General features: G+C 58.7%; 23 protein-coding genes and 1 other RNA gene. 11 read left to right on the top strand and 13 right to left on the bottom strand.

Annotated elements, in window-relative coordinates:
• Positions 1–9: 9 nt before the first annotated feature.
• From PMI36_RS28340 to grpE, 8 genes are all read right to left on the bottom strand, one after another.
• On the bottom strand, positions 10–414 hold the full coding sequence (locus PMI36_RS28340; protein WP_008067206.1) for a hypothetical protein: 405 nt from the start codon (positions 412–414) through the stop codon (positions 10–12).
• Positions 415–442: 28 nt separating this feature from the next.
• A complete protein-coding gene (gene greA / locus PMI36_RS28345) occupies positions 443–919 on the bottom strand; it encodes a transcription elongation factor GreA (protein ID WP_007942892.1) in 477 nt (158 codons plus the stop codon).
• Positions 916–4,137: a carbamoyl-phosphate synthase large subunit gene (carB, locus tag PMI36_RS28350; protein ID WP_008067204.1), complete on the bottom strand. Its 3,222-nt coding sequence runs from the start codon at positions 4,135–4,137 to the stop codon at positions 916–918. The genes greA and carB overlap by 4 nt, the downstream gene beginning before the upstream one ends.
• Positions 4,138–4,254: 117 nt before the next feature.
• Positions 4,255–5,391: a glutamine-hydrolyzing carbamoyl-phosphate synthase small subunit gene (gene carA / locus PMI36_RS28355; RefSeq protein ID WP_008067202.1), complete on the bottom strand. Its 1,137-nt coding sequence runs from the start codon at positions 5,389–5,391 to the stop codon at positions 4,255–4,257.
• Between the two features lie 259 nt (positions 5,392–5,650).
• Positions 5,651–6,457, bottom strand: coding sequence for a 4-hydroxy-tetrahydrodipicolinate reductase (gene dapB / locus PMI36_RS28360; RefSeq protein WP_008067200.1), 807 nt, complete (start codon positions 6,455–6,457; stop codon positions 5,651–5,653).
• Positions 6,458–6,466: 9 nt separating this feature from the next.
• A complete protein-coding gene (dnaJ, locus tag PMI36_RS28365; RefSeq protein WP_008067198.1) occupies positions 6,467–7,591 on the bottom strand; it encodes a molecular chaperone DnaJ in 1,125 nt (374 codons plus the stop codon).
• A gap of 298 nt (positions 7,592–7,889) precedes the next feature.
• Positions 7,890–9,806, bottom strand: coding sequence for a molecular chaperone DnaK (dnaK, locus tag PMI36_RS28370; RefSeq protein ID WP_008067196.1), 1,917 nt, complete (start codon positions 9,804–9,806; stop codon positions 7,890–7,892).
• A gap of 102 nt (positions 9,807–9,908) precedes the next feature.
• A complete protein-coding gene (grpE, locus tag PMI36_RS28375; protein ID WP_007900531.1) occupies positions 9,909–10,475 on the bottom strand; it encodes a nucleotide exchange factor GrpE in 567 nt (188 codons plus the stop codon).
• A 241-nt stretch (positions 10,476–10,716) separates the two neighbouring features.
• Here grpE and recN point away from each other — a divergent pair, with 241 nt between their 5' ends.
• Positions 10,717–12,390: a DNA repair protein RecN gene (recN, locus tag PMI36_RS28380; RefSeq protein ID WP_008067195.1), complete on the top strand. Its 1,674-nt coding sequence runs from the start codon at positions 10,717–10,719 to the stop codon at positions 12,388–12,390.
• Positions 12,391–12,465: 75 nt separating this feature from the next.
• On the opposite strand, the gene fur is transcribed toward recN, so the two are convergent.
• Positions 12,466–12,870, bottom strand: a complete 405-nt coding sequence (fur, locus tag PMI36_RS28385; RefSeq protein WP_003197684.1) for a ferric iron uptake transcriptional regulator — start codon at positions 12,868–12,870, stop codon at positions 12,466–12,468.
• 97 nt (positions 12,871–12,967) lie between these two features.
• Between fur and PMI36_RS28390 the strand changes: the two genes are divergently transcribed.
• Positions 12,968–13,495 carry an outer membrane protein assembly factor BamE gene (locus PMI36_RS28390; protein WP_008005485.1) on the top strand — a complete coding sequence of 176 codons (528 nt, stop codon included), beginning with the start codon at positions 12,968–12,970 and terminating at the stop codon, positions 13,493–13,495.
• A 61-nt stretch (positions 13,496–13,556) separates the two neighbouring features.
• Here PMI36_RS28390 and PMI36_RS28395 read toward each other — a convergent pair whose 3' ends face one another.
• From PMI36_RS28395 to PMI36_RS28405, 3 genes are read right to left on the bottom strand one after another with little or no spacing between them, the layout of a single operon-like run.
• On the bottom strand, positions 13,557–13,871 hold the full coding sequence (locus PMI36_RS28395) for an RnfH family protein (RefSeq protein WP_032830056.1): 315 nt from the start codon (positions 13,869–13,871) through the stop codon (positions 13,557–13,559).
• Positions 13,864–14,298, bottom strand: coding sequence for a type II toxin-antitoxin system RatA family toxin (locus tag PMI36_RS28400; protein WP_008067191.1), 435 nt, complete (start codon positions 14,296–14,298; stop codon positions 13,864–13,866). The genes PMI36_RS28395 and PMI36_RS28400 overlap by 8 nt, the downstream gene beginning before the upstream one ends.
• Before the next feature lie 7 nt (positions 14,299–14,305).
• Complete coding sequence (locus PMI36_RS28405) at positions 14,306–15,709, bottom strand: sodium-dependent transporter (RefSeq protein WP_008067189.1); 1,404 nt, start codon at positions 15,707–15,709, stop codon at positions 14,306–14,308.
• A 118-nt stretch (positions 15,710–15,827) separates the two neighbouring features.
• On the opposite strand from PMI36_RS28405, the gene smpB reads away from it, so the two are divergent.
• Positions 15,828–16,310 (top strand): SsrA-binding protein SmpB, encoded by a 483-nt coding sequence (gene smpB / locus PMI36_RS28410; RefSeq protein WP_007900551.1) that lies wholly within the window; start codon positions 15,828–15,830, stop codon positions 16,308–16,310.
• A gap of 142 nt (positions 16,311–16,452) precedes the next feature.
• On the opposite strand, the gene PMI36_RS28415 is transcribed toward smpB, so the two are convergent.
• Positions 16,453–17,220: a GntR family transcriptional regulator gene (locus PMI36_RS28415; protein WP_008067187.1), complete on the bottom strand. Its 768-nt coding sequence runs from the start codon at positions 17,218–17,220 to the stop codon at positions 16,453–16,455.
• 262 nt (positions 17,221–17,482) lie between these two features.
• Here PMI36_RS28415 and PMI36_RS28420 point away from each other — a divergent pair, with 262 nt between their 5' ends.
• From PMI36_RS28420 to ssrA, 8 genes are all read left to right on the top strand, one after another.
• On the top strand, positions 17,483–19,174 hold the full coding sequence (locus tag PMI36_RS28420; protein ID WP_008067184.1) for a lactate permease LctP family transporter: 1,692 nt from the start codon (positions 17,483–17,485) through the stop codon (positions 19,172–19,174).
• Between the two features lie 151 nt (positions 19,175–19,325).
• Positions 19,326–20,150 (top strand): (Fe-S)-binding protein, encoded by an 825-nt coding sequence (locus PMI36_RS28425; RefSeq protein ID WP_008067182.1) that lies wholly within the window; start codon positions 19,326–19,328, stop codon positions 20,148–20,150.
• Complete coding sequence (locus PMI36_RS28430) at positions 20,147–21,601, top strand: LutB/LldF family L-lactate oxidation iron-sulfur protein (protein WP_008067180.1); 1,455 nt, start codon at positions 20,147–20,149, stop codon at positions 21,599–21,601. Before PMI36_RS28425 ends, PMI36_RS28430 begins: the two co-directional genes overlap by 4 nt.
• On the top strand, positions 21,601–22,272 hold the full coding sequence (locus PMI36_RS28435) for a LutC/YkgG family protein (RefSeq protein WP_008067178.1): 672 nt from the start codon (positions 21,601–21,603) through the stop codon (positions 22,270–22,272). The genes PMI36_RS28430 and PMI36_RS28435 overlap by 1 nt, the downstream gene beginning before the upstream one ends.
• Positions 22,269–25,079 (top strand): FAD-binding and (Fe-S)-binding domain-containing protein, encoded by a 2,811-nt coding sequence (locus PMI36_RS28440; protein ID WP_008067175.1) that lies wholly within the window; start codon positions 22,269–22,271, stop codon positions 25,077–25,079. The genes PMI36_RS28435 and PMI36_RS28440 overlap by 4 nt, the downstream gene beginning before the upstream one ends.
• Positions 25,080–25,208: 129 nt before the next feature.
• Positions 25,209–25,490 carry a hypothetical protein gene (locus PMI36_RS28445; RefSeq protein ID WP_008067174.1) on the top strand — a complete coding sequence of 94 codons (282 nt, stop codon included), beginning with the start codon at positions 25,209–25,211 and terminating at the stop codon, positions 25,488–25,490.
• A gap of 209 nt (positions 25,491–25,699) precedes the next feature.
• On the top strand, positions 25,700–25,975 hold the full coding sequence (locus PMI36_RS28450; protein ID WP_008067173.1) for a hypothetical protein: 276 nt from the start codon (positions 25,700–25,702) through the stop codon (positions 25,973–25,975).
• Positions 25,976–26,077: 102 nt separating this feature from the next.
• Positions 26,078–26,471, top strand: a transfer-messenger RNA (tmRNA) gene (ssrA, locus tag PMI36_RS30160).
• Positions 26,472–26,668 lie beyond the last annotated feature (197 nt).

Below are 26,668 nucleotides of genomic sequence, written 5' to 3'. Positions count from 1 at the left end.
TGACAAGGGTCAAGGGTGTGCTTCGCGCACCCTCACACTCCATCCCGGCACCGGTTGCATCACCAGCACCAGCCCGGAAAATCCCAGAACAAGATAGCTGAACAGCTGCCAATGCGCCGCCTGCGGCCAGCCGACGTGGACCGCAAAATACATCGCGCCCCCATACAGTGCCATCAGCAGCAGTTGCCCACGAATATCGCGCCATAGACTGGCAAGGCCCTCGGCCTGAACCAGCACCAAAACCTGAAAAATCACACACGCTGCGGCAAATCCCACCATCAGCGTATTCAGCATGCCTGCAATTTCGTCGATCAGCAGCGGTGCCAGGCCTATTCGTCCCAGCACCGGCAGCAGACCGATGTGCAACAGCCACAGGCCGCCAACCCACAACATTTGAGTCAGCTGCCAAAGCATGGCGCCCGCACGTAGCGGGCGCCTTCTTTCAGAGGTGGCGAACTTCGACAATCTCATACTCGATAACGCCACCTGGCGTTTTCACGGCGACCACATCACCCTCTTCCTTGGCGATCAAGGCGCGAGCCAGTGGCGAACCCACCGAAATCTTGCCGAGTTTGAAGTCAGCCTCATCCTCACCCACGATGTGGTAAGTGACGCGCTCATCCGTCTCGACGTTGGCGATTTCAACGGTAGTGCCGAAAATCACTTTGCCGGTATGAGGAATGGTCGTGACATCGATGATGACCTGATTCTGAATCCGGCCTTCAATGTCACGAATCCGCGCCTCGACCATACCCTGCTGCTCGCGAGCAGCGTGGTACTCGGCGTTTTCCTTCAAGTCACCCAACTCGCGGGCCGTACCGATGTCCTGGCTGAGCTTCGGACGGACGACCTTGGTCAGGTGAGCGTGTTCTTCTTCCAGGGCTTTCGCGCCCTGGACGGTCATTGGGTATTTGATCATGCCTTCAATCCTGCGTGTAAATCCTGCAAGCGGCGCACGGTCTTCTCGGGACCGAACTTCAGCGCTTCGCAGATAGCTTCGCCAGCAGCAATGGTAGTGGTGCAGTAGATCTTGTGCTGCAAGGCATTGCGACGAATGGAGTAGGAATCGGCGATCGACTGGCGACCTTCGGTGGTGTTGATGATCAGGGTGACTTCGTCATTCTTGATCATGTCGACCACATGCGGACGGCCCTCGGTCACCTTGTTCACACGACGCACTTTCAGGCCTGCGGCTTCGATCAGCTTGGCAGTACCGGCAGTGGCGACCACTTCGAAGCCCAAGTTGATCAGATCACGGGCCACGCCTGCAACCAGCGGCTTGTCATCATCACGCACGCTGATGAATGCGGTACCGCCAGTCGGCAGCACTTCGCTGGCGCCCATCTGGGCTTTGGCAAAGGCTTCGCCAAAGGTGTCGCCCACGCCCATCACTTCACCGGTCGACTTCATCTCTGGGCCCAGGATCGGGTCCACACCAGGGAACTTGGCGAATGGGAACACCGCCTCTTTCACGCTGTAGAAGTTAGGAATGATTTCTTTGGTGAAGCCGATTTCTTTCAGGGTTTTGCCAGCCATGACGCGAGCCGCGATCATTGCCAGAGAAACACCGATGCACTTGGACACGAACGGTACGGTACGGGAAGCGCGCGGGTTGACTTCGATGACGTAGATGTCTTCGCCTTGCAGCGCCAACTGAACGTTCATCAGGCCGACAACGCCCAGTTCCAGGGCCATTTTCTTGACCTGTTCGCGCATCTCGTCCTGGATGTGAGCAGGCAGCGAGTACGGCGGCAGGGAGCATGCGGAGTCACCGGAGTGAACGCCGGCCTGTTCGATGTGCTGCATGATCGCGCCGATCACCACGTCGGTGCCGTCGCAGACTGCATCCACGTCCATTTCGATGGCGCAGTTGAGGAAGTGATCGAGCAGCACCGGGCTGTCGTTGGACACTTTCACCGCGTCACGCAGGTAGCGCTTGAGCTCTTCTTCTTCGTAGACGATTTCCATCGCGCGACCGCCCAGTACGTAGGACGGACGAACCACCAGCGGGTAACCGATCTTGGCCGCGGCACGAATCGCTTCGTCTTCGCTGCGCACGGTGGCGTTTGGCGGCTGACGCAGGTTCAGACGCTCAACCATTTGCTGGAAGCGCTCACGGTCTTCGGCACGGTCGATGGCGTCAGGGCTGGTGCCGATGATTGGCACGCCGGCTTCTTCCAGGGCGCGAGCCAGTTTCAGCGGGGTTTGGCCGCCGTACTGGACAATCACGCCTTTCGGCTTCTCGACGCGGACGATTTCCAGTACGTCTTCCAGGGTCACTGGTTCGAAGTACAGACGATCGGAGGTGTCGTAGTCGGTGGAAACGGTTTCCGGGTTGCAGTTGACCATGATGGTCTCGTAACCGTCTTCGCGCAGGGCCAGTGCCGCGTGTACGCAGCAATAGTCGAACTCGATGCCCTGGCCGATACGGTTTGGACCGCCGCCGAGGATCATGATCTTGTCGCGGCCCGACGGTGCGGCTTCGCACTCTTCCTCGTACGTGGAGTAGAGGTAAGCGGTGTCGGTGGCGAACTCGGCCGCGCAGGTGTCAACGCGCTTGTAGACCGGGAAGATTTCCAGCTTGTGACGGTGGCGACGCAGAGCCTTCTCGGTCACGCCCAGCAGCTTGGCCAGACGCATGTCGGAGAAACCTTTGCGCTTGAGGCGGAACATCACGTCGTGGTCGATGCTGGCCAGACCCAGGGTCTTGACCTTCTCTTCTTCCTTGATCAGGTCTTCGATCTGCACCAGGAACCACGGATCGATCATGTTCATGCCGAAAATATCTTCGACCGACAGGCCGGCGCGGAACGCGTCAGCGACGTACCAGATACGCTCGGCGCCCGGCACGGTCAGTTCGCGCTTGAGGATGCTCATGCTTTCCGGGTTGCTCAGGTCGAGCTTCTCGTCCAGGCCGCAAACGCCCACTTCCAGACCGCGCAGGGCTTTCTGCAGGGATTCCTGGAAGGTCCGGCCGATCGCCATGACTTCACCGACCGACTTCATTTGAGTGGTCAGGCGCGCGTCGGCTTTCGGGAATTTCTCGAAGGCGAAGCGTGGAAGCTTGGTGACGACGTAGTCGATGGACGGCTCGAAGGACGCCGGGGTCTTGCCACCGGTGATGTCGTTCGACAGCTCGTCGAGGGTGTAACCGACGGCCAGTTTTGCCGCGACCTTGGCGATCGGGAAACCGGTGGCTTTCGAGGCCAGGGCCGAGGAACGGGATACCCGCGGGTTCATCTCGATCACGACCATGCGGCCGGTGTTCGGGCAGATGCCGAACTGGACGTTGGAACCGCCGGTTTCCACGCCGATCTCGCGCAGTACCGCCAGGGAGGCGTTACGCAGGATCTGGTATTCCTTGTCGGTCAGGGTCTGTGCCGGCGCAACAGTGATCGAGTCACCGGTGTGCACGCCCATCGGGTCGAAGTTTTCGATGGAGCAGACGATGATGCAGTTGTCCTTCTTATCGCGGACAACCTCCATCTCGTATTCTTTCCAGCCGATCAGCGATTCGTCGATCAGCAGCTCTTTGGTCGGCGACAGGTCCAGACCGCGAGCGCAGATTTCTTCAAACTCTTCACGGTTGTAAGCGATACCGCCACCGGTGCCGCCCATGGTGAAGGACGGACGAATGATGCACGGGAAGCCCAGACGCTCGAGAACCGCGTTGGCCTCTTCCATGCTGTGGGCGATACCCGAACGCGGGCAGTCCAGACCGATGGATTTCATCGCCTTGTCGAAGCGCGAACGGTCTTCGGCCTTGTCGATGGTGTCAGCGTTGGCGCCGATCATTTCTACGCCGAACTTCTCCAGAACGCCTTCGCGCTCCAGGTCCAGTGCGCAGTTCAGAGCGGTTTGGCCACCCATGGTTGGCAGCAGCGCGTCCGGACGCTCTTTCTCGATGATCTTGGCAACGGTCTGCCACTTGATCGGCTCGATGTAGGTGGCGTCGGCCATGGCCGGGTCGGTCATGATGGTCGCCGGGTTGGAGTTCACCAGGATGACGCGGTAACCCTCCTCGCGCAGGGCTTTACAGGCTTGGGCGCCGGAGTAGTCGAATTCGCAGGCCTGGCCGATCACGATCGGGCCAGCGCCGAGAATCAGGATGCTTTTAATGTCTGTACGTTTTGGCATGGGTTGTCACTCAAATCCGCAGGTCAGTCGGCAAGCCGTCTTGTTCAATCTCTGAAGCCTTGAGGGGGCCACCGGTTTCGGGACCGCCCTCAGGCTTCGCTACATCAGGGCGAGCGATTAGCGTCGCTTGGCCATTTCGTTGATGAAGCGATCAAACAGTGGCGCTACGTCGTTCGGGCCAGGGCTGGCTTCAGGGTGACCCTGGAAGCTGAAGGCGCTCTTGTCGGTACGCTCGATGCCTTGCAGGGTGCCGTCGAACAGCGATTTGTGGATCGCCCGAACGTTGCCTGGCAGGGTCGCTTCGTCTACCGCAAAACCGTGGTTCTGGCTGGTGATCATCACCACACCGCTGTCCAGATCCTGGACCGGGTGGTTGGCACCGTGGTGGCCATGGCCCATTTTCAGGGTCTTGGCGCCGGAGGCCAGAGCCAGCAGTTGGTGGCCGAGGCAGATGCCGAACACCGGAATCTCGGTTTCCAGCACGTCCTTGATTGCCTGGATCGCGTAGTCGCATGGCTCAGGGTCGCCCGGGCCGTTGGACAGGAACACACCGTCAGGCTTCAGTGCCAGCGCTTCGGCGGCCGGAGTCTGTGCAGGCACCACAGTCACGCGGCAACCGCGCTCGACCAGCATGCGCAGGATGTTGACCTTGACACCGTAGTCGTAGGCCACCACGTGGTATGGCAGCTCGGAGGCTTCCAGAGTTGCGTGGCTGTCGGTTTTCAGATCCCAGACAGTCGAGCGCCACTCGTACTTCTCTTTGGTGCTGACGACTTTTGCCAGGTCCATGCCTTTGAGGCCAGGGAAACCCTGAGCGGCGGCGATGGCGGCTTCTTCGGAAATGTTGTCACCGGCCATGATGCAGCCGTTCTGCGCGCCTTTCTCACGCAGGATGCGTGTGAGGCGGCGAGTGTCGATACCGGCGATAGCCACCACATTGTTGGCTTTCAGGTAGTCGGACAGTGACATCGTGTTGCGCCAGTTGCTCGCAACCAGTGGCAGGTCACGGATGACCAGGCCAGCGGACCAGACGCGGTCGGACTCGGCGTCTTCCGGCGTGGTGCCGGTATTGCCGATGTGCGGGTAAGTCAGGGTAACGATCTGTTGGGCGTAGGAAGGATCGGTAAGGATTTCCTGATAGCCGGTCATTGCGGTGTTGAACACCACCTCACCAACGGTTTGACCGTCGGCTCCAATGGCTTCGCCGCGAAAAATGCTGCCATCAGCAAGGGCGAGTATGGCTGGCTTAGTCAAGAAGACCTCCCGTAAATAAAGCCTGAAAGGGCGATCGCAGGTTGTAAAAAAGCGGAGTGACGTATGGACACGTCACCCCGCTTCTTCACCGAATTATTCTGCGCGCTTTTAGTGGACACACTAAAGCTGTAGCTTACAGAAAAAGGCATTTTTGGTCTACCGCCAATGAGCCCTAAAGGCCGGAGAATGCGACAGGACGTCGCTTGGCGGAATAAAACCGGGCCCAAACACTGAGTTTGAACCCGATTTCGGGCACATCTTACCGCAGGTCGAGCACGTCTTGCATGTCGTAAAGGCCTGGCTCACGACCATCCAGCCACAAAGCCGCACGTACCGCACCCTTGGCGAAGGTCATGCGACTGGATGCTTTGTGAGTGATTTCCAGTCGCTCGCCTTCACAGGCGAACAGCACCGTATGATCACCGACCACATCCCCACCACGAACAGTCGCGAAGCCGATCGTTTCACGCTCACGCACACCGGTGTGACCTTCACGACCATAGACCGCAACCTTCTGCAGATCACGATCCAGCGCGCTGGCGATCACCTCGCCCATGCGCAGAGCCGTACCTGAAGGCGCATCGATCTTGTGCCGATGATGAGCCTCGATGATTTCGATGTCAGCCTCATCGCCCAGCACACGAGCTGCCATATCGAGCAGCTTCAGCGACAGGTTTACACCAACACTGAAATTGGCCGCGAACACAATCGCAATATCCTTGCTCGCCTCGGCCAGCAACTGTTTCTGCGCCGCGTCCAGCCCTGTGGTGCCGATCACCATGGACTTGCCCGCCTTACGGCAGAACTCCAGGTTTTTCAGCATCACTTCCGGGAGCGTGAAGTCGATCAACACATCGAACTCATCAGCCACCGCATCCAGCTTACCGGACAGCGGCACACCGATTCGCCCCAGCGATGCCAGCTCACCAGCATCCACGCCAATCAGTGTGCTGCCGGGGCGCACGATGGCTGCTGTCAGGCCGGTCAGCGGCGCGCGCTGCTGCACCGCTTCGACCAGAATCTTGCCCATGCGCCCGGCAGCGCCCATCACAGCTATACGTCGCATGCCGACTCCTTACAAATCGCCGAAGAAGCGCTTCACGCCTTCGAACCAACCGGTGGTTTTCGGCGAATGACTGTTGTCGCCCGCCAGGGAGCTGCGCAACTCCTCCAACAATTCGCGCTGACGACGACCCAGGTTGACCGGAGTTTCGACCGCCACGCGGCACATCAGGTCACCAGCACCGCCACCACGAACCGGCGCGACGCCTTTGCCGCGAACACGGAACTGCTTACCGGTCTGAGTCCCTTCCGGAATCTTCAGCTTGACCCGACCATCAAGGGTCGGAATCTCCAGTTCGCCACCCAGCGCTGCGTCGACGAAGCTGATTGGCACTTCGCAGAACAGGTGCTTGCCGTCCCGCTGGAAGATCGCGTGCTCTCGCACGTTGATTACCACGTACAGGTCACCGGTCGGACCACCCTGCGCACCCGCCTCGCCCTCACCAGACAAGCGAATACGGTCGCCGGTATCGACACCGGCCGGCACTTTCACCGACAGGGTCTTGTACTCTTCGACACGACCTTCGCCGCGGCAGGAATCGCACGGATCGGAAATGATCTTGCCTTGGCCATGGCAGCGCGGGCAGGTCTGCTGCACCGAGAAGAAGCCCTGCTGCATGCGTACCTGACCGATACCGCCGCACGTCGGGCACGTGATCGGCGAGGAGCCTTTCTTGGCGCCCGAGCCATCGCACGGCTTGCAGTTGACCAATGTCGGAACGCGGATATTCACGGTCGTGCCGCGCACCGCTTCTTCCAGGTTCAGCTCCAGGGTGTAACGCAGATCGCTGCCGCGCTGAGCGCCGCCACGAGCACCGCCGCGACCGCCACCGAAGAAGTCACTGAAGACATCGCCAAAGATATCGGAGAAATTCTGACCGCCAAAACCGGCACCGCCGCCACCCATGCTCGGGTCGACACCGGCATGACCGTATTGGTCATAGGCCGCGCGCTTGCTGGAATCGGACAGCACTTCGTAGGCCTCGTTGGCCTCCTTGAACATATCTTCCGACGCTTTGTCATCGGGATTACGGTCCGGGTGATGCTTCATCGCCAGGCGACGGTAGGCCTTTTTCAGGTCCGCTTCGCTTGAACCACGCTCAACACCCAATACTTCGTAATAGTCACGCTTTGCCATAAGTCTTTGCACTCTTAAGGACGTTCGGCAAACCTCTCCTGAGCCTCGCCAAACTCGTTGAGCCCCAATACAGGCCCGGACCCAACTCACGTCAATTCAACGATCCTGGTCTTTGATTCAATACGGTACTTCTGGCTCGAAAAGCAGGAGCATTTCCGGCCATACCATCAGCACCCGAACAGTTGTCGCATGCTGTAAAAATTCGCTAACTCCAGACACGCCAACGCGGGAGCAAGCTCCCGCGCGGCGACATCCTACCAGTCACCGCCTGAAGGCAGTCAACCGGGCGACCAACAACTTACTTGTGGTCTTTGACTTCTTCGAACTCGGCATCAACAACGTCGTCAGCCTTTTCAGCTTTTTCGTCGTGCGGTGCCGCGCCTTCAGCTGGCTGAGCCTGTTCGGCATACATTTTCTGAGCCACTGGCGCAGAAACCTTGGACAGCTCTTCAACCTTGGCTTCGATAGCGGCCTTGTCGTCGCCTTTGATGGCGGTTTCCAGGGCAACTACAGCGGCTTCGATTGCAGTCTTCTCTTCTGCGCTCACTTTATCGCCAGCATCAGCGACCATTTTGCGCGTCGAGTGAACCAGGGCATCGCCTTGGTTACGGGCGCTGGCCAGTTCTTCGAACTTGCGGTCTTCTTCAGCGTTCACTTCAGCATCGCGAACCATCTGCTGAATTTCTTCCTCGGACAGACCGGAGTTGGCCTTGATCACGATCGACTGAGTCTTGCCGGTAGCCTTGTCTTTCGCGCCGACGTGCAGGATGCCGTTGGCGTCGATGTCGAAGGTCACTTCGATTTGTGGCACGCCACGTGGTGCTGGTGGAATCTCGGCCAGGTCGAACTTGCCCAGGGACTTGTTCTGTGCGGCTTGCTTACGCTCACCTTGCAGTACGTGAATGGTCACTGCGCCCTGGTTGTCGTCGGCAGTCGAGAACACTTGCGATTTCTTGGTAGGAATCGTGGTGTTTTTCTCGATCAGCGCGGTCATCACGCCACCCATGGTTTCGATACCCAGGGTCAGCGGGCTGACGTCGAGCAGCAGAACGTCTTTCACGTCACCAGCCAATACCGCGCCCTGGATAGCAGCACCCATGGCAACAGCTTCGTCAGGGTTGACGTCTTTACGTGCTTCTTTACCGAAGAAATCGGTCACCAGCTTCTGAACCAGTGGCATACGGGTCTGACCGCCGACCAGGATCACGTCGTTGATCGAACCAACGTCGATACCGGCGTCTTTCATCGCAATGCGGCAAGGTTCGATGGTGCGCTGAACCAGGTCTTCAACCAGCGCTTCGAGCTTGGCGCGGGAGATTTTCACGTTCAAGTGCTTAGGACCGGTAGCGTCTGCAGTGATGTACGGCAGGTTCACGTCGGTCGACTGGCTCGAGGACAGTTCGATCTTGGCTTTCTCAGCGGCTTCTTTCAGGCGCTGCATGGCCAGCGGGTCACCCTTGAGGTTCATGCCGCTTTCTTTCTTGAATTCGTCAACGAGGTAGTCGATCAGACGAATGTCAAAGTCTTCACCGCCCAGGAAAGTGTCACCGTTGGTGGCCAACACTTCGAACTGGTGCTCGCCATCGACTTCAGCGATCTCGATCACGGAAACGTCGAAAGTACCGCCGCCCAAGTCGTAAACGATCACGGTGTGATCGCCTTTGGCCTTGTCCATACCGTAGGCCAGTGCGGCTGCGGTTGGTTCGTTGATGATACGTTTAACGTCCAGACCTGCGATGCGGCCGGCGTCTTTGGTGGCTTGACGCTGGCTGTCGTTGAAGTAGGCCGGAACGGTGATCACCGCTTCGGTCACTGGCTCGCCGAGGTAGTCTTCGGCGGTCTTCTTCATCTTCTTCAGAATTTCAGCCGAGATTTGTGGCGGCGCCATTTTCTGGCCATTCACTTCAACCCAGGCGTCATTGTTGTCAGCCTTGACGATCTTGTAAGGGACCATCTGGATGTCTTTCTGTACGACTTCTTCGTCGAAACGACGACCGATCAGACGCTTCACCGCGTACAGGGTGTTATGCGGATTGGTCACTGCCTGACGCTTGGCCGACTGGCCAACCAGGATTTCACCGTCGTTGGCATAAGCGATGATCGACGGCGTGGTACGCGCGCCTTCAGCGTTTTCAATAACTTTGGCTTTGCCGTTTTCCAGCACGGAGACGCAGGAGTTGGTAGTCCCCAGGTCGATACCGATAATTTTGCCCATGTTCACTCTCCCGAAACTTTGGATTTGGATGCCGCAGTAGTGGTGGCTGACTGCGGTAGCACTTAAACGCTTGACTTCTAAATGGGGGCCTTGCGGCTAATTTCAAGCCTGCTCGTCAATCGAAGGCGAAACCGGTGCAGGTGCCTTGCTGACCACGACCATGGCCGGGCGCAGCAGGCGACCATGAAGCTGGTAGCCCTTCTGAAATACCTTGAGCACGCTGTTTGGCTCGACGTCGGCGCTTTCCTGCATGGCCATTGCCTGGTGATGCGAGGCATTGAAGGGTTCGCCTTCAGGATCGATCGCTTCCAGGTGATAGCGCTTCAGGGTGTCCTGGAACATTTTCAGGGTCAGCTCGATCCCTTCGCGCATCGGACGAATGTTTTCGTCGTCAGGGTTGGACAGCTCCAGGCCGCGTTCCAGGCTGTCAATGATCGGCAGCAGGTCGCCAGCGAACTTTTCCAAGGCAAATTTGTGAGCCTTTTCAACGTCCTGCTCGGCACGGCGGCGGACGTTCTGCAGATCGGCGGCTACACGCAAAGCCTGATCCTGCGCACCAGCCAATTGCTCTTCGAGCACTTGTACACGAGCCGCCAGGTCTTCACCCGAAGCCTCGGGGCCCTGGTTGGCGTCTAGATTTTGCGTATCCACTGTCTGTTCGTCAGCCATAGATTTCTCCTTCCAATATCGTCCGCGAGCTCAACTCGCGCTTCTGCCCCGGTATATGGGGCCGCAAAATTCAGCTTCAAGGGCTATTTGATGATTAACCCTACAAAAAACAGCTGCATTGTCATTCCTCATTGCGCTAAGGATTTTCGCAATTCAAGCAAATCGACCTAAGAGAGGGCATTGTCAGCCTGAAACAAAACACTGTATAAATAACCAGACCTAAAGCCTGGGAGCGGCCTTTATGCTGGTGCACCTGTCCGTACATAACTACGCCATCGTTGAACATCTCGATCTCGAACTCGATCGCGGGATGAGCGTGATCACAGGGGAAACCGGCGCCGGCAAGTCGATCATGCTCGATGCCCTGGGCCTGACCCTGGGCGATCGCGCCGACAGCGGCGTGGTCCGCCCGGGCGCCGACAAGGCCGATATCCTGGCCACCTTCGACCTGATCGACATCCCGGAAGCCAGCGCCTGGCTGGCCGAGCGCGACCTCGAGAACGACGGCCCGTGCATTCTGCGTCGAGTGATCACCGCTGAAGGGCGATCCCGCGGCTACATCAACGGCACTCCCTGCCCCCTCGGTGACCTGAAGGCCCTGGGCGAGTTGCTGATCGATATCCACAGCCAGCACGAACACCAATCCCTGCTCAAAACCGATACCCATCGCCGCCTGCTCGACGAATATGCCGGCGCCACGGACCTCGCCCGCCAGGTGCAACTGGCCGCCCAACGCTGGCGCCAGACCCGCCAGGAACTGGAACGCCTTTCCAACTCCGGCGACGAACAGCGTGCTCGTCATCAGTTGCTCAGCTATCAACTCGAAGAACTGGAAAACCTCGGCCTCGGCGAAACCGAGCTGGAGCAGCTGGAACAGGAACACAAGAACCTGACCAACGCCGAAACCCTGCTGGGCATTTGCCGGCAAGTGGTCGAACAATGCAGCGAAAGTGATTCCGGCAACGTACTGAACGCGCTCACCGCCAGCCTTAATCGCCTATCGAGCGTGAACAATTCGATCGGTGCCTTGGGCGAAGCCAGCAGCCTGCTGACCAGCGCGCAGATTCAGGTTGAAGAAGCCGTAGGCGAGCTAAACCGTTTCCTCGACAATTTCGACGCCGATCCGGCCCGCCTTCAATACCTGGAAGAGCGCCTCGATGCCATCTACACCCTGGCGCGCAAACACCGTATCCAGCCGACCGAGGTCGCCGAGATGCAGCAGAAGCTACTCGATGAAATCGAAACCCTGAATGCCAACGACGAATCCATCGAACGACTGAGCGATGAGCTGGCCTCCTACGCCCGTCATTATCAGGAGAAGGCGCGGGAGCTGAGCGACCTGCGGCATCAAGCCTCAAGCAGCCTGGCCAGTGCCGTAGAACAGGAAATCCAGCGCCTGGGCATGCCCGGCGGCCGCTTCACCATCGAGCTGCGCCCCAATAGCAGCGACGAACTGCTGCCCAATGGACTCGAACAAGTAGAACTGCTGGTAAGCGCCAACCCGGGACAACCATTGAAAGCCCTGGCAAAAGTGGCGTCGGGGGGCGAACTGTCGCGTATCAGCCTGGCGATTCAGGTGATCACTGCACAGACCTCCCGCGTACCGACCCTGGTGTTCGATGAAGTGGACGTAGGTATTGGCGGCCCGACTGCCGAAATTGTCGGTCAGTTGCTGCGACGGCTCGGGGAGCGTGGGCAGGTTCTGACCGTGACTCACTTGCCGCAAGTGGCGGCGCAGGGGCATCAACATCTGTTTGTACACAAGGTCCGCGGTGAAGACGCCACACATACGGCCGTCTCAAAACTGAGCAAGACCGATCGCGTTGAAGAAGTGGCACGGATGCTGGGCGGCATCGACCTCACCAAGGAATCACTGGCTCACGCGAAAAAGATGGTCGTTACCGCGAAAATTTAAGAACTGCAGAAAGCACGAAGGCGACCCTGGGGTCGCCTTCGTTCGTTTCGCGAACCTGAAGTTCGCGCGACATGCTTACTTTTTCTTGCGTACGTACAGCACAAGATTGTGATCAACCATCTCGAAGCCATACTTGTCGACGATTGCTTTCTGCAGCCGCTCGATTTCTTCGTCGAAGAATTCGATCACTTCACTGGTCTCGACGTTGACCATATGGTCGTGATGCTTGCCGTCGTCCAGCTCGAAGACCGCATGGCCTCCGTCGAAGTTGTGCCGCACCACAAGGCCAGCTGCCTCGAACTGGGTCAGAACACGGTAAACCGTGGCCAGACCGACGTCCTCACCAGCCTCCATCAGCGCCTTGTAGACATCCTCGGCACTCATGTGGCGTTGCTCGGCGGAATCGAGCATTTGCAGAATTTTGACCCGTGGAAGGGTCACTTTGAGGCCGGCTTTGCGTAGTTCGCTATTTTCAACCATGGTCAGCTTTCTCGCGATGCTGCTTCGCAGCTTCTCTTAATGCGGGTATGATCGGCGTTTACGTTGTCCCAGCCAAGATAGTGGAAGTCGCCCACCGATGCAAAACACCAAGCTCTTGCTAACCAGTTTCACCTTTGTGGGACTGCTCGCACTCGCCGGTTGTTCATTCCCCGGGGTTTACAAAATCGACATCCAGCAGGGCAATGTCGTCACGCAGGACATGATAGACCAGTTACGCCCGGGAATGACCCGCCGGCAAGTACGGTTTATCATGGGTAACCCTCTGCTGACCGACACGTTCCATGCCGATCGCTGGGATTATCTCTACAGCCTGCAACCGGGTGGCGGTGAACGCCAACAGGAACGCATTAGCGTTATCTTCAACCCAAATGATCAACTTGTCAGCCTCTCTGGCGATTTCATGCCGGGCGTGAGCCGCGACGAAGCCATTCTCGGCAAGGACAGTGGCACTACCGTGACCGCGCCTGCAGAAAACGCCGAGAAGCCGAAGCCAGAAAAACCGGTCAAACCAGGTTCGTTGCTGGACCAGATCCAGAAGGATGTGGACAACGTGGAAACCGTTCCAGTCCCGACGCCAGAACCGCTGGAAACCTCGCCGCAATAATTTGCGACGCAATAAAGAACCCGGCATGTCCGGGTTTTTTATCGTCTGGTATTTAACCGGATCACTGATTCCGGGCTTTGGCCTCGGCCGCCTTGGCGGCGCGCAACCGGCGAACCTCTTTTGGATCGGCGAGCAACGGTCGGTAAATCTCGAGGCGATCCCCCGCCTGAACCGGACGATTGGCCGGCTCAGCGATCACTTTGCCAAAGATCCCAACCGGACAACTGGCCAGATCCAGCTCAGGGAATTCGCTGTTCAGGCCGGATTTGAGCAACGCATCTCGCACCGTTGCACCCACCGGCACCGTTACGGTCAGCAATACCTGACGATCAACAGCGGCATACACCACTTCGACCCTGATCATTGCCTCAACCATGCATCTGTTTCGCACGCTGGCAAAACGCATCCATCAGCGTATTCGCCGCCTGATTGAACAAAGGCCCCAACGTCGCACGCACCAGCGGCCCCGAATAGTCGAATGACAAGTCCAGACTGATCTTGCAGGCCTTCTCGCCCAACGGCTTGAACACCCAGATGCCATGCAACTGGCTGAACGGGCCTTCTTCGAGGTTCATCTCGATCGAATGCCCGGGCACCAGGGTATTACGCGTCACGAAATGCTGACTCAGGCCACCCTTGGCCACGCCGACGCTGGCACGCATAAGCTCAGGAGTGCTTTCCAGGACTTCCGCCGACGAGCACCACGGCAGGAATTCCGGATAGCGGGCCACGTCGTTGACCAGGTCATACAGCGCTTGTGCCGGATATGGCAGCAGGGCCGAACGTTGAATGTGTGTCGTCATGTCAGCGTTACTTCCACAGCTGAGCGGCAAACACTACAAGAATGCCGATGGGCGCCACATAGCGCATCAAGAACAGGGACAGGGCGAACAGCACCGGACGGCGGATCGACAATTCGTCGCGCACCGCTTCACGCCCCATCACCCAGCCCGCAAACACCACGAAACACAAACCACCGAGTGGCAACATGATCCGCGAGGTGAAGAAATCGATCACACCAAAGAAGTCCAGACCACCGGCTGCTCCCCATTGATAGAGGTGGAACATCCCGCCTTCGTTCACGAAAAACTTGGCTTGCTTCCAGATATTGAAGGAAAACACCGTGCCCAGACCGACGAACCAGCAGATGAATGCCAACCAGAAGGTAACCCAGGCACGACTGATCTTCGTGCGCTCAACCAGGTAAGCCACCATTGGCTCGAGCAGGGAAATCGCCGAACTCCAGGCCGCAATCGCTACCAGCACGAAGAACACTACGCCCATCAATTGGCCGAACGCTACGTTGCCAAAGGCAAATGGCAGGCTGACAAACATCAGGCCAGGGCCTTCGCTCGGGTTCAGGCCGGCAGCGAACACAATCGGAAACAATGCCAGACCGGCCACCAGGGAAACGAAAGTATCGAGCAGCGCCACACCGACAATGGTGCCGGAAATCGACGAGCTCTTCGGCATATAAGCACCGTAGATCATGATCGAACCGACGCCCACGCTCAGGGAGAAGAACGCGTGCCCCATGGCCGGCAGCAAGCCGTCGAGCACTTTTTCCGGGTGGAAGTCGAACATGAAATGCACGCCCTCCATGAAGTGGCCGGTGGTCATGCTGTAACCCAGCAGGACAATCACCATCACGAACAGCAGCGGCATCATGATCCGCAGGCTGCGCTCCAGCCCCGCGACCACGCCTTTGGCGATCACCACAGCGGAGAGGAGCATGAAAATCGTGTGCCAAAGTGTCAGGCGCCATGGGTCGGCGATCACATTGCCGAAGTAGGCGCCGACCTGATCAGGTGTCGCGCCCTGGAAGTCGCCACGCCCCATGTCGATGATGTAATCCAGCGACCAGCCGCCGACCACACTATAGAAAGACAGAATCAGCAGCGCCGTGATCATCCCGGCGAATGCCCCCCAGGACCACTTCGCCGAATGCCCCGCTTCCAGCGCCAGGACCTTCAAGGCATTGGCCGGGCTCTGCCGCGCGCGCCGGCCGATCAGGGTTTCGGCCAGCATCACGGGCACACCGATCAGCGCGATACAGGCCAGGAACATCAGCACGAAGGCTCCGCCACCGTAGACGCCGACCATGTAAGGGAATTTCCAGATACTACCCAAACCCACGGCCGAACCGGTCGCGGCGAGTATGAAGACCCAGCGGCTAGCCCAACTGCCGTGGACAGAAACCTTGTCTGTCGACATCGTTATCACGCCCAAGCGTTCAAAAAAGAGGCCGCATTGTCCGGGATTCAATCAACCTGCTCAAGCACGTAGCGTCACCGTAGCCGACTCGCTTGCAACTCCCTATAATGCCGCCCCTATGGCTAAACAGAAGAAACACCCAACAGGGACCATCGCGCAGAACAAAAAGGCGCGACACGATTACTTCATCGAGCATAAGTTCGAGGCTGGTCTGGTCCTGGCCGGCTGGGAAGTAAAAAGTTTGCGGGCAAGCAAGCTACAACTGGTTGACAGTTACGTGCTGCTCAAAGATGGCGAAGCCTGGCTGCTCGGCAGCCACATTACGCCGCTGATGACTGCCAGCACCCACGTCATCGCCGATCCGACCCGCACCCGAAAATTGCTGCTCAACCGGCGGGAGCTGGAAAAGCTGGCCGCTGCCGTGCAGCAAAAAGGTTACGCCTGCGTATGCCTGTCCTGGTACTGGAGCAAGCACATGGTCAAGTGCGAGATCGCTCTGGGCAAGGGCAAGAAGGAATACGACAAGCGTGATACCGAACGCGAGCGCGACGCCGGTCGTGAGTTGCAGCGGGCGGTGCGAAACAAAGGCAAGGAAGACTAGTTCTTTCGCCTTCAGATCGCTTTCGCGAGCAAGCCCGCTCCCACATTATCCGTGGATGCCGACATTTATGTGGCAGACCTGGAACCTGTGGGAGCGGGCTTGCTCGCGAATGCAATCGTCCAATCACCACAGAACTAACTGATTACATCCCCTTGCGCCGCTCTGCCCGAGCCACGCGCTGCACTTCCTGACGCACCTCTTCCAGCACTTCCTGCACATACAAAATGTGCCGACTGGAAACCTCCCGCGCCTGCTCTGCCCGCCCTTCGATAATCGCCAGATACAATTCTCTGTGCTGCGCGATCAGCATGTCGCGGGTTTCTGAACGCTGTTTGTACATGCCGCCAATGTTGGTCACCACGTTGCGCTTGAGAAGGTCGAACAGTCCACGAATGGTGTGCAGCAACACCGCGTTATGGCTGGCTTCGGCGATTGCCAAGTGAAATTTTGCGTCCGCCGCACCCTCTTCCAGCCGACTCACTTCGTCATGACGCGAATAGCAGTCCTGCAACTCGTCGAATGCCGCCGTCAGCCGCTCGCGATCCACATCAGTCGCGCGCAATGCCGCGTAGTACGCACAGGAGGCTTCCAGCGTATGACGAAACTCCAGCAAATCGCGCTGGGCCTCAGGGTTGCTTTCCAGCAGATGCAACAGAGGATCGCTGAACGTCGAGCCCAGGGATTCCACCACGTAGTTGCCGCCGCCCTGACGACTGACCAGCAGCCCTTTGGCCGTCAGTTTCTGAATCGCTTCGCGCAACGAAGGGCGTGAGACGCCGAACTGCTCGGCCAACGCGCGCTCAGCCGGCAAGCGTTCGCCAGCCTTCAATGTGCCCTCGAGGATCATCCCCTCAAGCTGCTCGACAATATCGTCAGACAAACGGCGCTGCCGAATCTGATCAAACCCCATCACTCAATTCTCCACGATCCCGGCGGCTCGCCGGGCTCTCTATTCTGGCCTATTGGCGCTGTACCAGCACCTACCAGACGACGTTTGATCGAACAGATCAGATGCGTTCTGCACCGCTCATTCGACAAAAGTTTTAGGGCGGCAAATTGACACACCGCATACAAGGCTTTTACCCTAGCCAACAGCGATTGTAAATTGGTATTACCAATTAACCAAGAACGCTGACCAGTGCCTGACCAACAACAATTAGGGGCCACCCCATATGCAAACCTGGCAACAGCTCTACAGCCCGCTCGGCAGTCTCGGCGTGTCCGCACTCGCGGCCGTCATCCCCATCGTATTTTTCTTCCTGGCCTTGGCCGTGTTCCGCCTCAAAGGCCACGTGGCCGGCAGCATTACCCTCGCGCTGTCGATTGCCGTGGCAATCTTCGCGTTCCAGATGCCGGTCGATATGGCCTTCGCGGCAGCCGGATATGGCTTCGCCTATGGCTTGTGGCCGATTGCGTGGATCATCGTGGCGGCGGTATTTCTCTACAAACTGACGGTCAAAAGTGGCCAGTTCGAAGTGATCCGCAGCTCGGTGCTGTCGATCACCGACGACCAACGCCTGCAAGTGCTGCTGATCGGCTTCTGCTTCGGCGCCTTCCTGGAAGGCGCCGCCGGTTTCGGCGCACCGGTAGCGATTACCGCCGCGCTGCTGGTGGGACTGGGCTTCAACCCGCTGTACGCCGCGGGCCTGTGCCTGATCGCCAACACCGCGCCGGTCGCCTTTGGCGCCTTGGGGATTCCGATCATCGTCGCCGGGCAAGTCACCGGCATCGACGCGTTCAAGATCGGCGCCATGACCGGCCGCCAACTGCCATTGCTGTCGCTGTTCGTGCCGTTCTGGCTGGTGTTCATGATGGACGGCCTGCGCGGCGTTCGGGAAACCTGGCCGGCGGCACTGGTGGCCGGTTTGAGTTTCGCGGTCACTCAGTACTTCACCTCGAACTTCATTGGGCCGGAACTGCCAGACATCACCTCGGCACTGGCCAGCCTGATTTCCCTGACGCTGTTCCTGAAAATCTGGCAACCAAAACGCGCCGCCGGCCAACACATCGTCGGCGCCGTCTCGGCTTCCGTGGTGGCCAGCCACGGTGGTTTCGGCCAACCGCGCACCACCGTGGCTTCGCCTTACAGCCTGGGGGAAATTTTCAAAGCCTGGTCGCCGTTCCTGATCCTCACCGTACTGGTCACCATTTGGACGCTGAAACCGTTCAAGGCGATGTTCGCTGCGGGTGGCTCGATGTATAGCTGGGTGTTCAACTTCGCGATCCCGCATCTGGATCAAATGGTGATCAAGGTCGCTCCGATCGTGACCGCCCCGACGGCGATTCCGGCGGTGTTCAAACTCGATCCGGTTTCCGCGACCGGCACTGCGATTTTCTTCTCTGCGCTGATCTCGATGCTGGTGCTGAAGATCAATCTCAAAATTGGTCTTACCACTTTCAAAGAGACCGTCTACGAACTGCGCTGGCCGATTTTGTCCATCGGTATGGTGCTGGCCTTCGCCTTCGTCACCAACTATTCGGGCATGTCATCGACCATGGCTCTGGTACTGGCAGGCACAGGTGCGGCATTCCCGTTCTTCTCGCCATTCCTCGGCTGGCTCGGCGTGTTCCTGACCGGTTCCGATACTTCGTCCAATGCACTGTTCAGTTCACTGCAAGCAACCACCGCGCACCAGATCGGCGTCAACGACACCTTGCTGGTGGCGGCGAATACCAGCGGCGGCGTGACCGGCAAGATGATTTCGCCGCAATCGATCGCCGTGGCCTGTGCCGCGACCGGGTTGGTGGGCAAGGAATCGGATCTGTTCCGCTTTACCCTCAAGCACAGCCTATTCTTTGCAACGATCGTCGGCCTGATCACGTTGGCTCAGGCCTACTGGTTCACCGGCATGCTGGTGCACTAAGAACTACACGCGACACGGAAAAAACCGACGCCGGGTTACGCCCCCGGCGTCAGCTATTCACAACCGGGTCTGCAAGGCTGCTGAAAGCTTCCCTCACTATATTCAGCAGCCTCAGCGGACGGATAACCGGGACCACCCGGAGACACGCCTGATGAGCGAGCTTTTTTACAACGCTGTGCCGAATGCGACCCGCGTCGCCCCGCCACTGCCCGAGCCTCGGCAATACCCCAGCGAAAAACCGTCACGGGTCTACCTGTTCGGGACTTGCGTGGTGGATCTGTTCTACCCGGAAGCCGGGATGGACGCGATCCACCTGCTGGAACGCGAAGGCATTCGTGTCGACTACCCGCAAGGGCAAAGCTGCTGCGGGCAACCGGCCTACACCTCGGGCTACACCGAACAGGCCCGGACCGTGGCGCGCTCGCAACTGGCGCTGTTTGCCGGGGATTATCCGGTGGTGGTGCCATCGGGGTCCTGCGCGGGCATGTTGCGCGAACACTACGCCGACTTGTTCAAGGATGAGCCGCAAACGCTGAAGCAGGTCCAGGCCCTGGCCGCCCGGACTTATGAACTGGCGGAGTTCCTGCTGTTTGTCTGCAAGGTGCAGCTCAAGGACAGCGGCGAGCCGGTCAAAGTGGCGTTGCACACGTCGTGCTCGGCACGCCGAGAAATGAACACCCACCTGCACGGCCGTGAGTTGTTGGCGCAGCTAAGCAACGTGGAGCGAGTCGACCATAGCCACGAAAGTGAATGCTGTGGCTTTGGTGGGACTTTCAGCGTCCGTATGCCAGATATTTCCGGCGCGATGGTGGCTGACAAGACCCGGTCGTTGAAGGAATCCGGTGCGCACAAGGTACTCAGTGCCGACTGCGGTTGCCTGATGAATATCAATGGCTCGCTGGAGAAACAGCAGGAAGCGTTGCGCGGTCAGCATCTGGCCAGTTTCCTGTGGCAGCGTACCGGAGGTGCTCAATGAGCACTTCCACGATTATTCCTACGGTTGCCGTAGAAGAAGACTTTCGTGCCCGGGCTCACAAGGCTTTGGCTGACACGCAACTGCGAAACAACTTTCGCAGCGCGATGGATTCACTGATGAGCAAACGGGCAGCGTCCTTCAGCGATGCCCATGAAAGAGAACATTTGCGAGTGCTGGGCAATGCTGTCCGCGCCCGTGCTTTATCCAGGTTGCCCGACCTGCTCGAGCAGCTTGAACAGAACCTGACCCGCAACGGTGTGACAGTGCACTGGGCGGAAACGGTGGACGAAGCCAATGGCATCGTCCTCTCGATCATCCGCGCTCACGAGGGGCGGCAAGTGATCAAGGGCAAATCGATGGTCAGCGAAGAGATGGAAATGAATCACTTCCTCGCTGAACAGGGCATTGAATGCCTGGAATCGGACATGGGCGAGTACATCGTCCAGCTCGACCACGAGAAGCCTTCACACATTATTATGCCGGCGATCCACAAGAATGCCGGTCAGGTCGCGTCCTTGTTCCACGACAAACTTGGCGTGGAATACACCAAGGACGTTGACCAACTCATTCAGATCGGTCGCAAGGTCTTGCGGCAGAAATTCTTCGAAGCGGACATCGGCGTCTCCGGCGTCAACTTCGCAGTGGCCGAAACCGGCACCTTGCTGCTGGTGGAAAACGAAGGCAACGGGCGCATGACCACCACCGTGCCGCCGGTGCACATCGCCGTCACCGGCATCGAAAAAGTCGTGGAAAACTTGCGCGATGTGGTGCCGCTGCTATCACTGCTGACCCGCTCGGCTCTCGGCCAGCCGATCACCACCTACGTCAACATGATCTCCGGCCCGCGCAAGGAACATGAACTCGACGGCCCGCAGGAAGTGCACCTGGTATTGCTCGACAACGGCCGCAGCCAGGCGTTTGCCGACAGCGAATTGCGCCAGACCCTGAACTGCATCCGCTGCGGCGCCTGTATGAATCATTGCCCGGTCTATACCCGAATCGGCGGCCATGCCTATGGGGAGGTTTACCCTGGGCCTATCGGAAAAATCATCACCCCGCACATGGTCGGCCTGGCGAAAGTCCCCGACCACCCGAGCGCGTCTTCGTTATGCGGCGCTTGCGGTGAAGTCTGCCCGGTAAAAATTCCGATCCCCGCATTGCTGCGTCGCCTACGGGAAGAGAACGTCAAAGCCCCGGACAGCCCCAATCAAGTCATGCGTGGCCAGGGCAGCAAGTACTCGCGCAAAGAACGATTTATCTGGAACGCCTGGGCGAAGCTCAACAGCTCGCCAACGCTCTATCGCCTGTTCGGCTTCTTCGCCACCCGCCTGCGAGCGCTGACGCCGAGCAACGTCGGTCCATGGACCCAGAACCACAGCGCACCGAAACCCGCCGCCCGCTCACTGCATGACATGGCCCGCGAGCATCTGGCCAAACAGGGAGACCGCTGATGAGCGCCAAGCAAAATATCCTCGCCAAATTGCGCACCAGTCTGACGGGCACCACGCCTGTGCCTGACAACTTCGATGTCGAACTGGTGACCGAGCCCTACACCTACACGCCAGAACAACGCATCCCGCAACTGCGCAAACTGATGGAAGCGGTGCACACCGAAATTCATCTGACGTCCGGAGAAGGCTGGCCCCAATTGCTGGCGAAACTGCTGCAGGATCGCCAGTTGCCCAGCCTGTTGGTTGCGCCGACGACACCTCACGGTCAACGCATCACTCAGCATTGGGCGAAAAATTCTGGCCTGCCCGCGCTCAAAGCCTACGACTGTCCGGTCGAGGAGTGGAAAGCCGAGCTGTTCAACGACACCCCGGCCAGCCTGACCACCACCCTCGGCGCAATCGCCGCGACAGGTAGCCTGATTCTCTGGCCGACGCGAGAAGAACCGCGCCTGATGAGCCTGGTGCCGCCGGTGCATTTTGCCTTGCTCAAGGCCAGTGAAATCCGCGATAACTTTTATCAGGTGCAGCAGGAGTTCGAATGGGCCCAGGGCATGCCGACCAACGCCTTGCTGGTGTCCGGCCCGTCGAAGACTGCCGACATCGAGCAAGTATTGGCTTACGGCGCCCACGGCCCGAAAGACCTGGTCGTTCTGATCCTGGAGGACCAATGAGTCTACCGGCAGCTTTCCTGCAAGATGCACAGCAACTGATTCCTCAGGCACGACGTTTCGACGATCCGCTGTCGACCTTGGCCTTCGGCACCGACGCCAGTTTCTACCGGCTGATTCCGAAACTGGTGATACGCGTCGAATCCGAAGACGAAGTGGTGGCGCTGCTCAAACTGGCGCAACGGGATCAGGTCCCGGTGACCTTCCGCGCCGCCGGCACCAGCCTGTCTGGCCAGGCCATCAGCTATTCGGTGCTGATCGTGCTGGGCGATAACTGGAACGGTCGCGAAATCCGAGGTGAGGGCACGCAAATCCGTCTGCAACCGGGCGTAATTGGCGCCCAGGCCAACGCCTGGCTGGCACCGTTCGGACGCAAGATCGGACCAGACCCGGCGTCAATCAACGCCTGCAAAATCGGTGGCATCGTCGCCAACAATGCCAGTGGCATGTGCTGCGGAACAGCGCAGAACACCTATCACACATTGGCCGGCATTCGCCTGGTGTTGGCTGATGGCAGCCGTCTCGATACCGAAGATGCCGCCAGTGTGATGGCCTTCCGTGAGAGCCACGCCGAGTTGCTGGAACAACTGGCGACTTTGGGCCGCGAGACCCGCGCAAACACTGAATTGGCTGCGAAAATTCGCCACAAATACCGTCTGAAAAATACCACCGGGCTGTCACTCAATGCGCTGGTGGATTTCGACGAGCCTGTGGATATCTTGAGCCACTTGCTGGTGGGCTCCGAAGGCACGCTCGGGTTCATCAGCGCGGTAACCTACGACACGGTGATCGACCACCCGAACAAGGCGTCGGCGCTGATCGTGTTCCCGGATGTAGAAACCTGCTGCAACGCGGTAACCGTGCTGAAAAGCCAACCGGTGTCGGCGGTGGAACTGCTGGACCGTCGCAGCCTGCGCTCGGTGCAGGACAAACCCGGCATGCCGGCTTTCGTACAGCACCTGTCGAACAATGCCTGCGCCCTGCTCATCGAATCCCGCGCCGCTTCGTCCTCTTTGCTTCAGGAACAGCTGGCGCAAATCATGGCGTCGCTGACCGGCTTCCCGGTGGAGAAGCAAGTCGACTTCACCGAAGACCCGGGGGAAAACGCCCGGCTCTGGGCGATCCGCAAGGACACCTTCCCTGCCGTCGGCGCGGTGCGCAAAACCGGAACCACGGTGATTATCGAAGACGTCACCTTCCCGGTGGACCAACTGGCCATCGGCGTGAATCGCTTGATCGAGCTGTTCGACAAACATCACTACGACGAAGCGATCCTTTTCGGACACGCCCTGGAAGGCAATCTGCACTTCGTCTTCACCCAAGGCTTCAACAGTGCGGAAGAAGTCGCACGCTACCAGGCGTTCATGGACGACGTGGCGCAGTTGGTGGCCGTTGAATTCGGCGGCTCGCTGAAGGCTGAACACGGCACCGGTCGCAACATGGCGCCCTTCGTCGAACTGGAATGGGGCAGCGACGCTTACCAGTTGATGTGGCAGCTCAAACGCCTGCTCGACCCTAACGGCATTCTCAACCCGGACGTGGTGCTCAGCGACGATCCGCAGATCCACCTCAAACATCTGAAGCCGTTGCCGGCCGCCGATGAGATTGTGGATAAGTGTATCGAGTGCGGCTTCTGCGAACCGGTGTGCCCATCGAAAGGCCTGACGTTGAGCCCACGCCAGCGCATCGTGATCTGGCGAGATATCCAGGCCAAGAAGCGCGCAGGCGTCAACACCACCGAGCTCGAAGCCGCTTACGAATACCAAGGCATCGATACGTGCGCCGCCACAGGCCTGTGCGCACAACGTTGCCCTGTAGGAATCAACACTGGCGAACTGGTGAAAAAACTCCGCAGCCGTCAGGCAACGCATACGAAAACCGCTAACTGGATTGAAGGAAATTTCGCCACCGCGTTGCAAGGCGCGCGCTTCACTCTGCACGTGGCCAACGGTGCGCGGATGCTGCTGGGGGCACCACGTTTGGCAAAGCTTTCGGCATCGCTGACGCGGTTATCCAAGGGTCAAATCCCGCAATGGACCAACGCCATGCCGCAGCCGGAAAGGGCCATTCGCTTCAGCCCGACAGTGTCGGACGAGCGGCCTCGGGTGGTGTACCTGGCGGCCTGCGTGTCGCGGGTCATGGGCCCGGCGGCGGGTGATAAAGAGCAAATGTCGTTGTACGAAAAAACCCGTGGCTTGTTGGAAAAGGCCGGTTACCAGGTAGTTTTTCCGGATAATCAGGACAACCTCTGCTGCGGCCAGCCATTCGCTTCCAAGGGTTACGCCGAACAAGCCGAACACAAGCGCCAGGAACTGATCGGCGCACTGCTGCACGCCAGTCGTGGCGGGCTCGATCCAATCTACTGCGACACCAGCCCCTGCACCTTGCGGCTGGTTCAGGACCTGGGCGACGTGCGACTGGACTTGTACGACCCGGTGCGCTTCATCCGCACCCACTTGATGGATCGTCTCGATTTCACCCCCCAGGAAGCGCCAATCGCGGTGCACGTCACGTGCAGCACTCAGCATCTCGGCGAGAGCCAGGCGTTGATCGATCTTGCGCGCAAGTGCAGTAAAAACGTGGTCATCCCGGAAGGCATTCACTGCTGCGGTTTTGCCGGAGACAAGGGCTTCACCACCCCGGAATTGAATGCTCATTCGTTGCGCACGCTCAAGGACGCGGTACAGCAATGCAGCGAAGGGATTTCCACCAGCCGCACCTGTGAGATTGGTCTGACGCAACACGGCGGAATTGACTACCACGGGTTGGTCTATCTGGTGGATCGGGTGACCCAGGCCAGGGCGACCTGAAGAAAAATAGAACCCTGACGCACCGTCGCAGTCCACCGATCAAGTCCCGCAAACGCGGGACCTTTCCCAAAATTGGCAGCCCGTCCTGATGGCCAGCGATGCCTGGCCCCTCAGTTCAAGGAGATACCCATGAAACGCTCAGTACTGTTAGGTCTGTTCGTTACTGCCTCAATGCTGGCCTCCTCCTCGTTTGCCGCCGGCGATGATCTCTGTGCAACCAACCTGCAAGCCATCGCCAACGCCAAGACCCAGACCCTGGCGCCGGAAATGAGTGCGCGCGTCGAGGCCAGTGTCCAGCAGGCCAAGGCCTACCAGGCGCAAAACACCGAGGAAGGCACCAAAAAATGCATCTCCGAAACCACTCAAACCTTGCAGGAAATACAGAACGCGGGCAAAGGCGATAAAGGCTGATAACCACTGAGGGCCAACCTTCGGGTTGGCCTTCAGATCCCTAAGCTTGCGGAACATCAGGCGTTTCTTGTCCCTTTTTCGCACCCGCCTCCCGGAAAAATCTTTCACCCCATCGCCAGCAAAAACAGAACCCTTGCACGCCATCACAGTCCATTTGTTAAGCCCCAATCAGCGTGGCCCAATCCCCACCCCCGTTCCAGGAGATACCCATGAAGCGTTCCGCCCTGGCTGGACTGCTCATCGCTGCAACAATGCTGGCCTCCTCCGCATACGCCTCAAACGATAGCGATCAATGCGTAATGAAGCTGCAGGAAGTCAACAGCAAGCTGTCCAGCACAGCCACGCTGGACGCAGCCACCAAAGGTGTCGTCATCACCAAAGCCGAACAAGCCAAGGCGGCTCACGCTGCGAACAATGACAGAGAGTGTGTATCCCTGACGCAGCAGGCGCTTCAGGACATTCAAAGCCACGCGCACGGTCAGTAGGGCCTGACCAGAGGCCCTGACACGCAAGCACGGACAGAAGGTCGACTCGCCGCGCGCATTGGCGTACACTGCGCTTGCCTGCTGGTTACACACTGCAGGTTCGGGGCCGTTTAGGATTCGACGCCGGTTGCGAAACTTTAGGTGCATGCCGAGTTGGTAACAGAACTCGTAAATCCACTGTTGCAACTTTCTATAGTTGCCAATGACGAAACCTACGGGGAATACGCTCTCGCTGCGTAAGCAGCCTTAGCCCTTCCCTCCTGGTACCTTCGGGTCCAGCAATCATCAGGGGATGTCTGTAAACCCAAAGTGATTGTCATATAGAACAGAATCGCCGTGCAGTACGTTGTGGACGAAGCGGCTAAAACTTACACAACTCGCCCAAAGCACCCTGCCCGTCGGGTCGCTGAGGGTTAACTTAATAGACACGGCTACGCATGTAGTACCGACAGCGGAGTACTGGCGGACGGGGGTTCAAATCCCCCCGGCTCCACCAATCCGAAAACGACAAAGCCCGCCAAGTGCGGGCTTTGTTGCATCTGGGGTTTGGTAAATCTTAGGCCAGTCCACATCCCCTGTAGGAGCGAGCAGTGCGGCGATCCGACTTTCCCGCGAAAAGGTCAACCAGTCCCCACAACTCACCCGCGGCCAAAGATGCTTCCGTCGCCGCGCCCCCCCCCCCCCGGGATGCCA

It is taken from the genome of Pseudomonas sp. GM79, from assembly GCF_000282495.1.
Lineage (GTDB): Bacteria > Pseudomonadota > Gammaproteobacteria > Pseudomonadales > Pseudomonadaceae > Aquipseudomonas.
Note: the sequence above shows the minus strand (reverse complement) of the source record. Positions and strands in the feature narration are given on the sequence as shown.

Bases quoted from the DNA above. Each gene is read 5' to 3' on its own strand.
- grpE (WP_007900531.1), bottom strand. From the start codon at position 10,475: ATGGCTGACGAACAGACAGTGGATACGCAAAATCTAGACGCCAACCAG.
- dapB (WP_008067200.1), bottom strand. From the start codon at position 6,457: ATGCGACGTATAGCTGTGATGGGCGCTGCCGGGCGCATGGGCAAGATT.
- smpB (WP_007900551.1), top strand. From the start codon at position 15,828: ATGGCTAAACAGAAGAAACACCCAACAGGGACCATCGCGCAGAACAAA.
- PMI36_RS28430 (WP_008067180.1), top strand. From the start codon at position 20,147: ATGAGCACTTCCACGATTATTCCTACGGTTGCCGTAGAAGAAGACTTT.
- PMI36_RS28450 (WP_008067173.1), top strand. From the start codon at position 25,700: ATGAAGCGTTCCGCCCTGGCTGGACTGCTCATCGCTGCAACAATGCTG.
- greA (WP_007942892.1), bottom strand. From the start codon at position 919: ATGATCAAATACCCAATGACCGTCCAGGGCGCGAAAGCCCTGGAAGAA.
- PMI36_RS28340 (WP_008067206.1), bottom strand. From the start codon at position 414: ATGCTTTGGCAGCTGACTCAAATGTTGTGGGTTGGCGGCCTGTGGCTG.
- PMI36_RS28440 (WP_008067175.1), top strand. From the start codon at position 22,269: ATGAGTCTACCGGCAGCTTTCCTGCAAGATGCACAGCAACTGATTCCT.
- dnaK (WP_008067196.1), bottom strand. From the start codon at position 9,806: ATGGGCAAAATTATCGGTATCGACCTGGGGACTACCAACTCCTGCGTC.
- PMI36_RS28420 (WP_008067184.1), top strand. From the start codon at position 17,483: ATGCAAACCTGGCAACAGCTCTACAGCCCGCTCGGCAGTCTCGGCGTG.
- fur (WP_003197684.1), bottom strand. From the start codon at position 12,870: ATGGTTGAAAATAGCGAACTACGCAAAGCCGGCCTCAAAGTGACCCTT.
- PMI36_RS28415 (WP_008067187.1), bottom strand. From the start codon at position 17,220: ATGGGGTTTGATCAGATTCGGCAGCGCCGTTTGTCTGACGATATTGTC.
- PMI36_RS28395 (WP_032830056.1), bottom strand. From the start codon at position 13,871: ATGGTTGAGGCAATGATCAGGGTCGAAGTGGTGTATGCCGCTGTTGAT.
- PMI36_RS28445 (WP_008067174.1), top strand. From the start codon at position 25,209: ATGAAACGCTCAGTACTGTTAGGTCTGTTCGTTACTGCCTCAATGCTG.
- PMI36_RS28405 (WP_008067189.1), bottom strand. From the start codon at position 15,709: ATGTCGACAGACAAGGTTTCTGTCCACGGCAGTTGGGCTAGCCGCTGG.
- PMI36_RS28425 (WP_008067182.1), top strand. From the start codon at position 19,326: ATGAGCGAGCTTTTTTACAACGCTGTGCCGAATGCGACCCGCGTCGCC.
- PMI36_RS28435 (WP_008067178.1), top strand. From the start codon at position 21,601: ATGAGCGCCAAGCAAAATATCCTCGCCAAATTGCGCACCAGTCTGACG.
- PMI36_RS28400 (WP_008067191.1), bottom strand. From the start codon at position 14,298: ATGACGACACACATTCAACGTTCGGCCCTGCTGCCATATCCGGCACAA.
- PMI36_RS28390 (WP_008005485.1), top strand. From the start codon at position 12,968: ATGCAAAACACCAAGCTCTTGCTAACCAGTTTCACCTTTGTGGGACTG.
- recN (WP_008067195.1), top strand. From the start codon at position 10,717: ATGCTGGTGCACCTGTCCGTACATAACTACGCCATCGTTGAACATCTC.
- carB (WP_008067204.1), bottom strand. From the start codon at position 4,137: ATGCCAAAACGTACAGACATTAAAAGCATCCTGATTCTCGGCGCTGGC.
- dnaJ (WP_008067198.1), bottom strand. From the start codon at position 7,591: ATGGCAAAGCGTGACTATTACGAAGTATTGGGTGTTGAGCGTGGTTCA.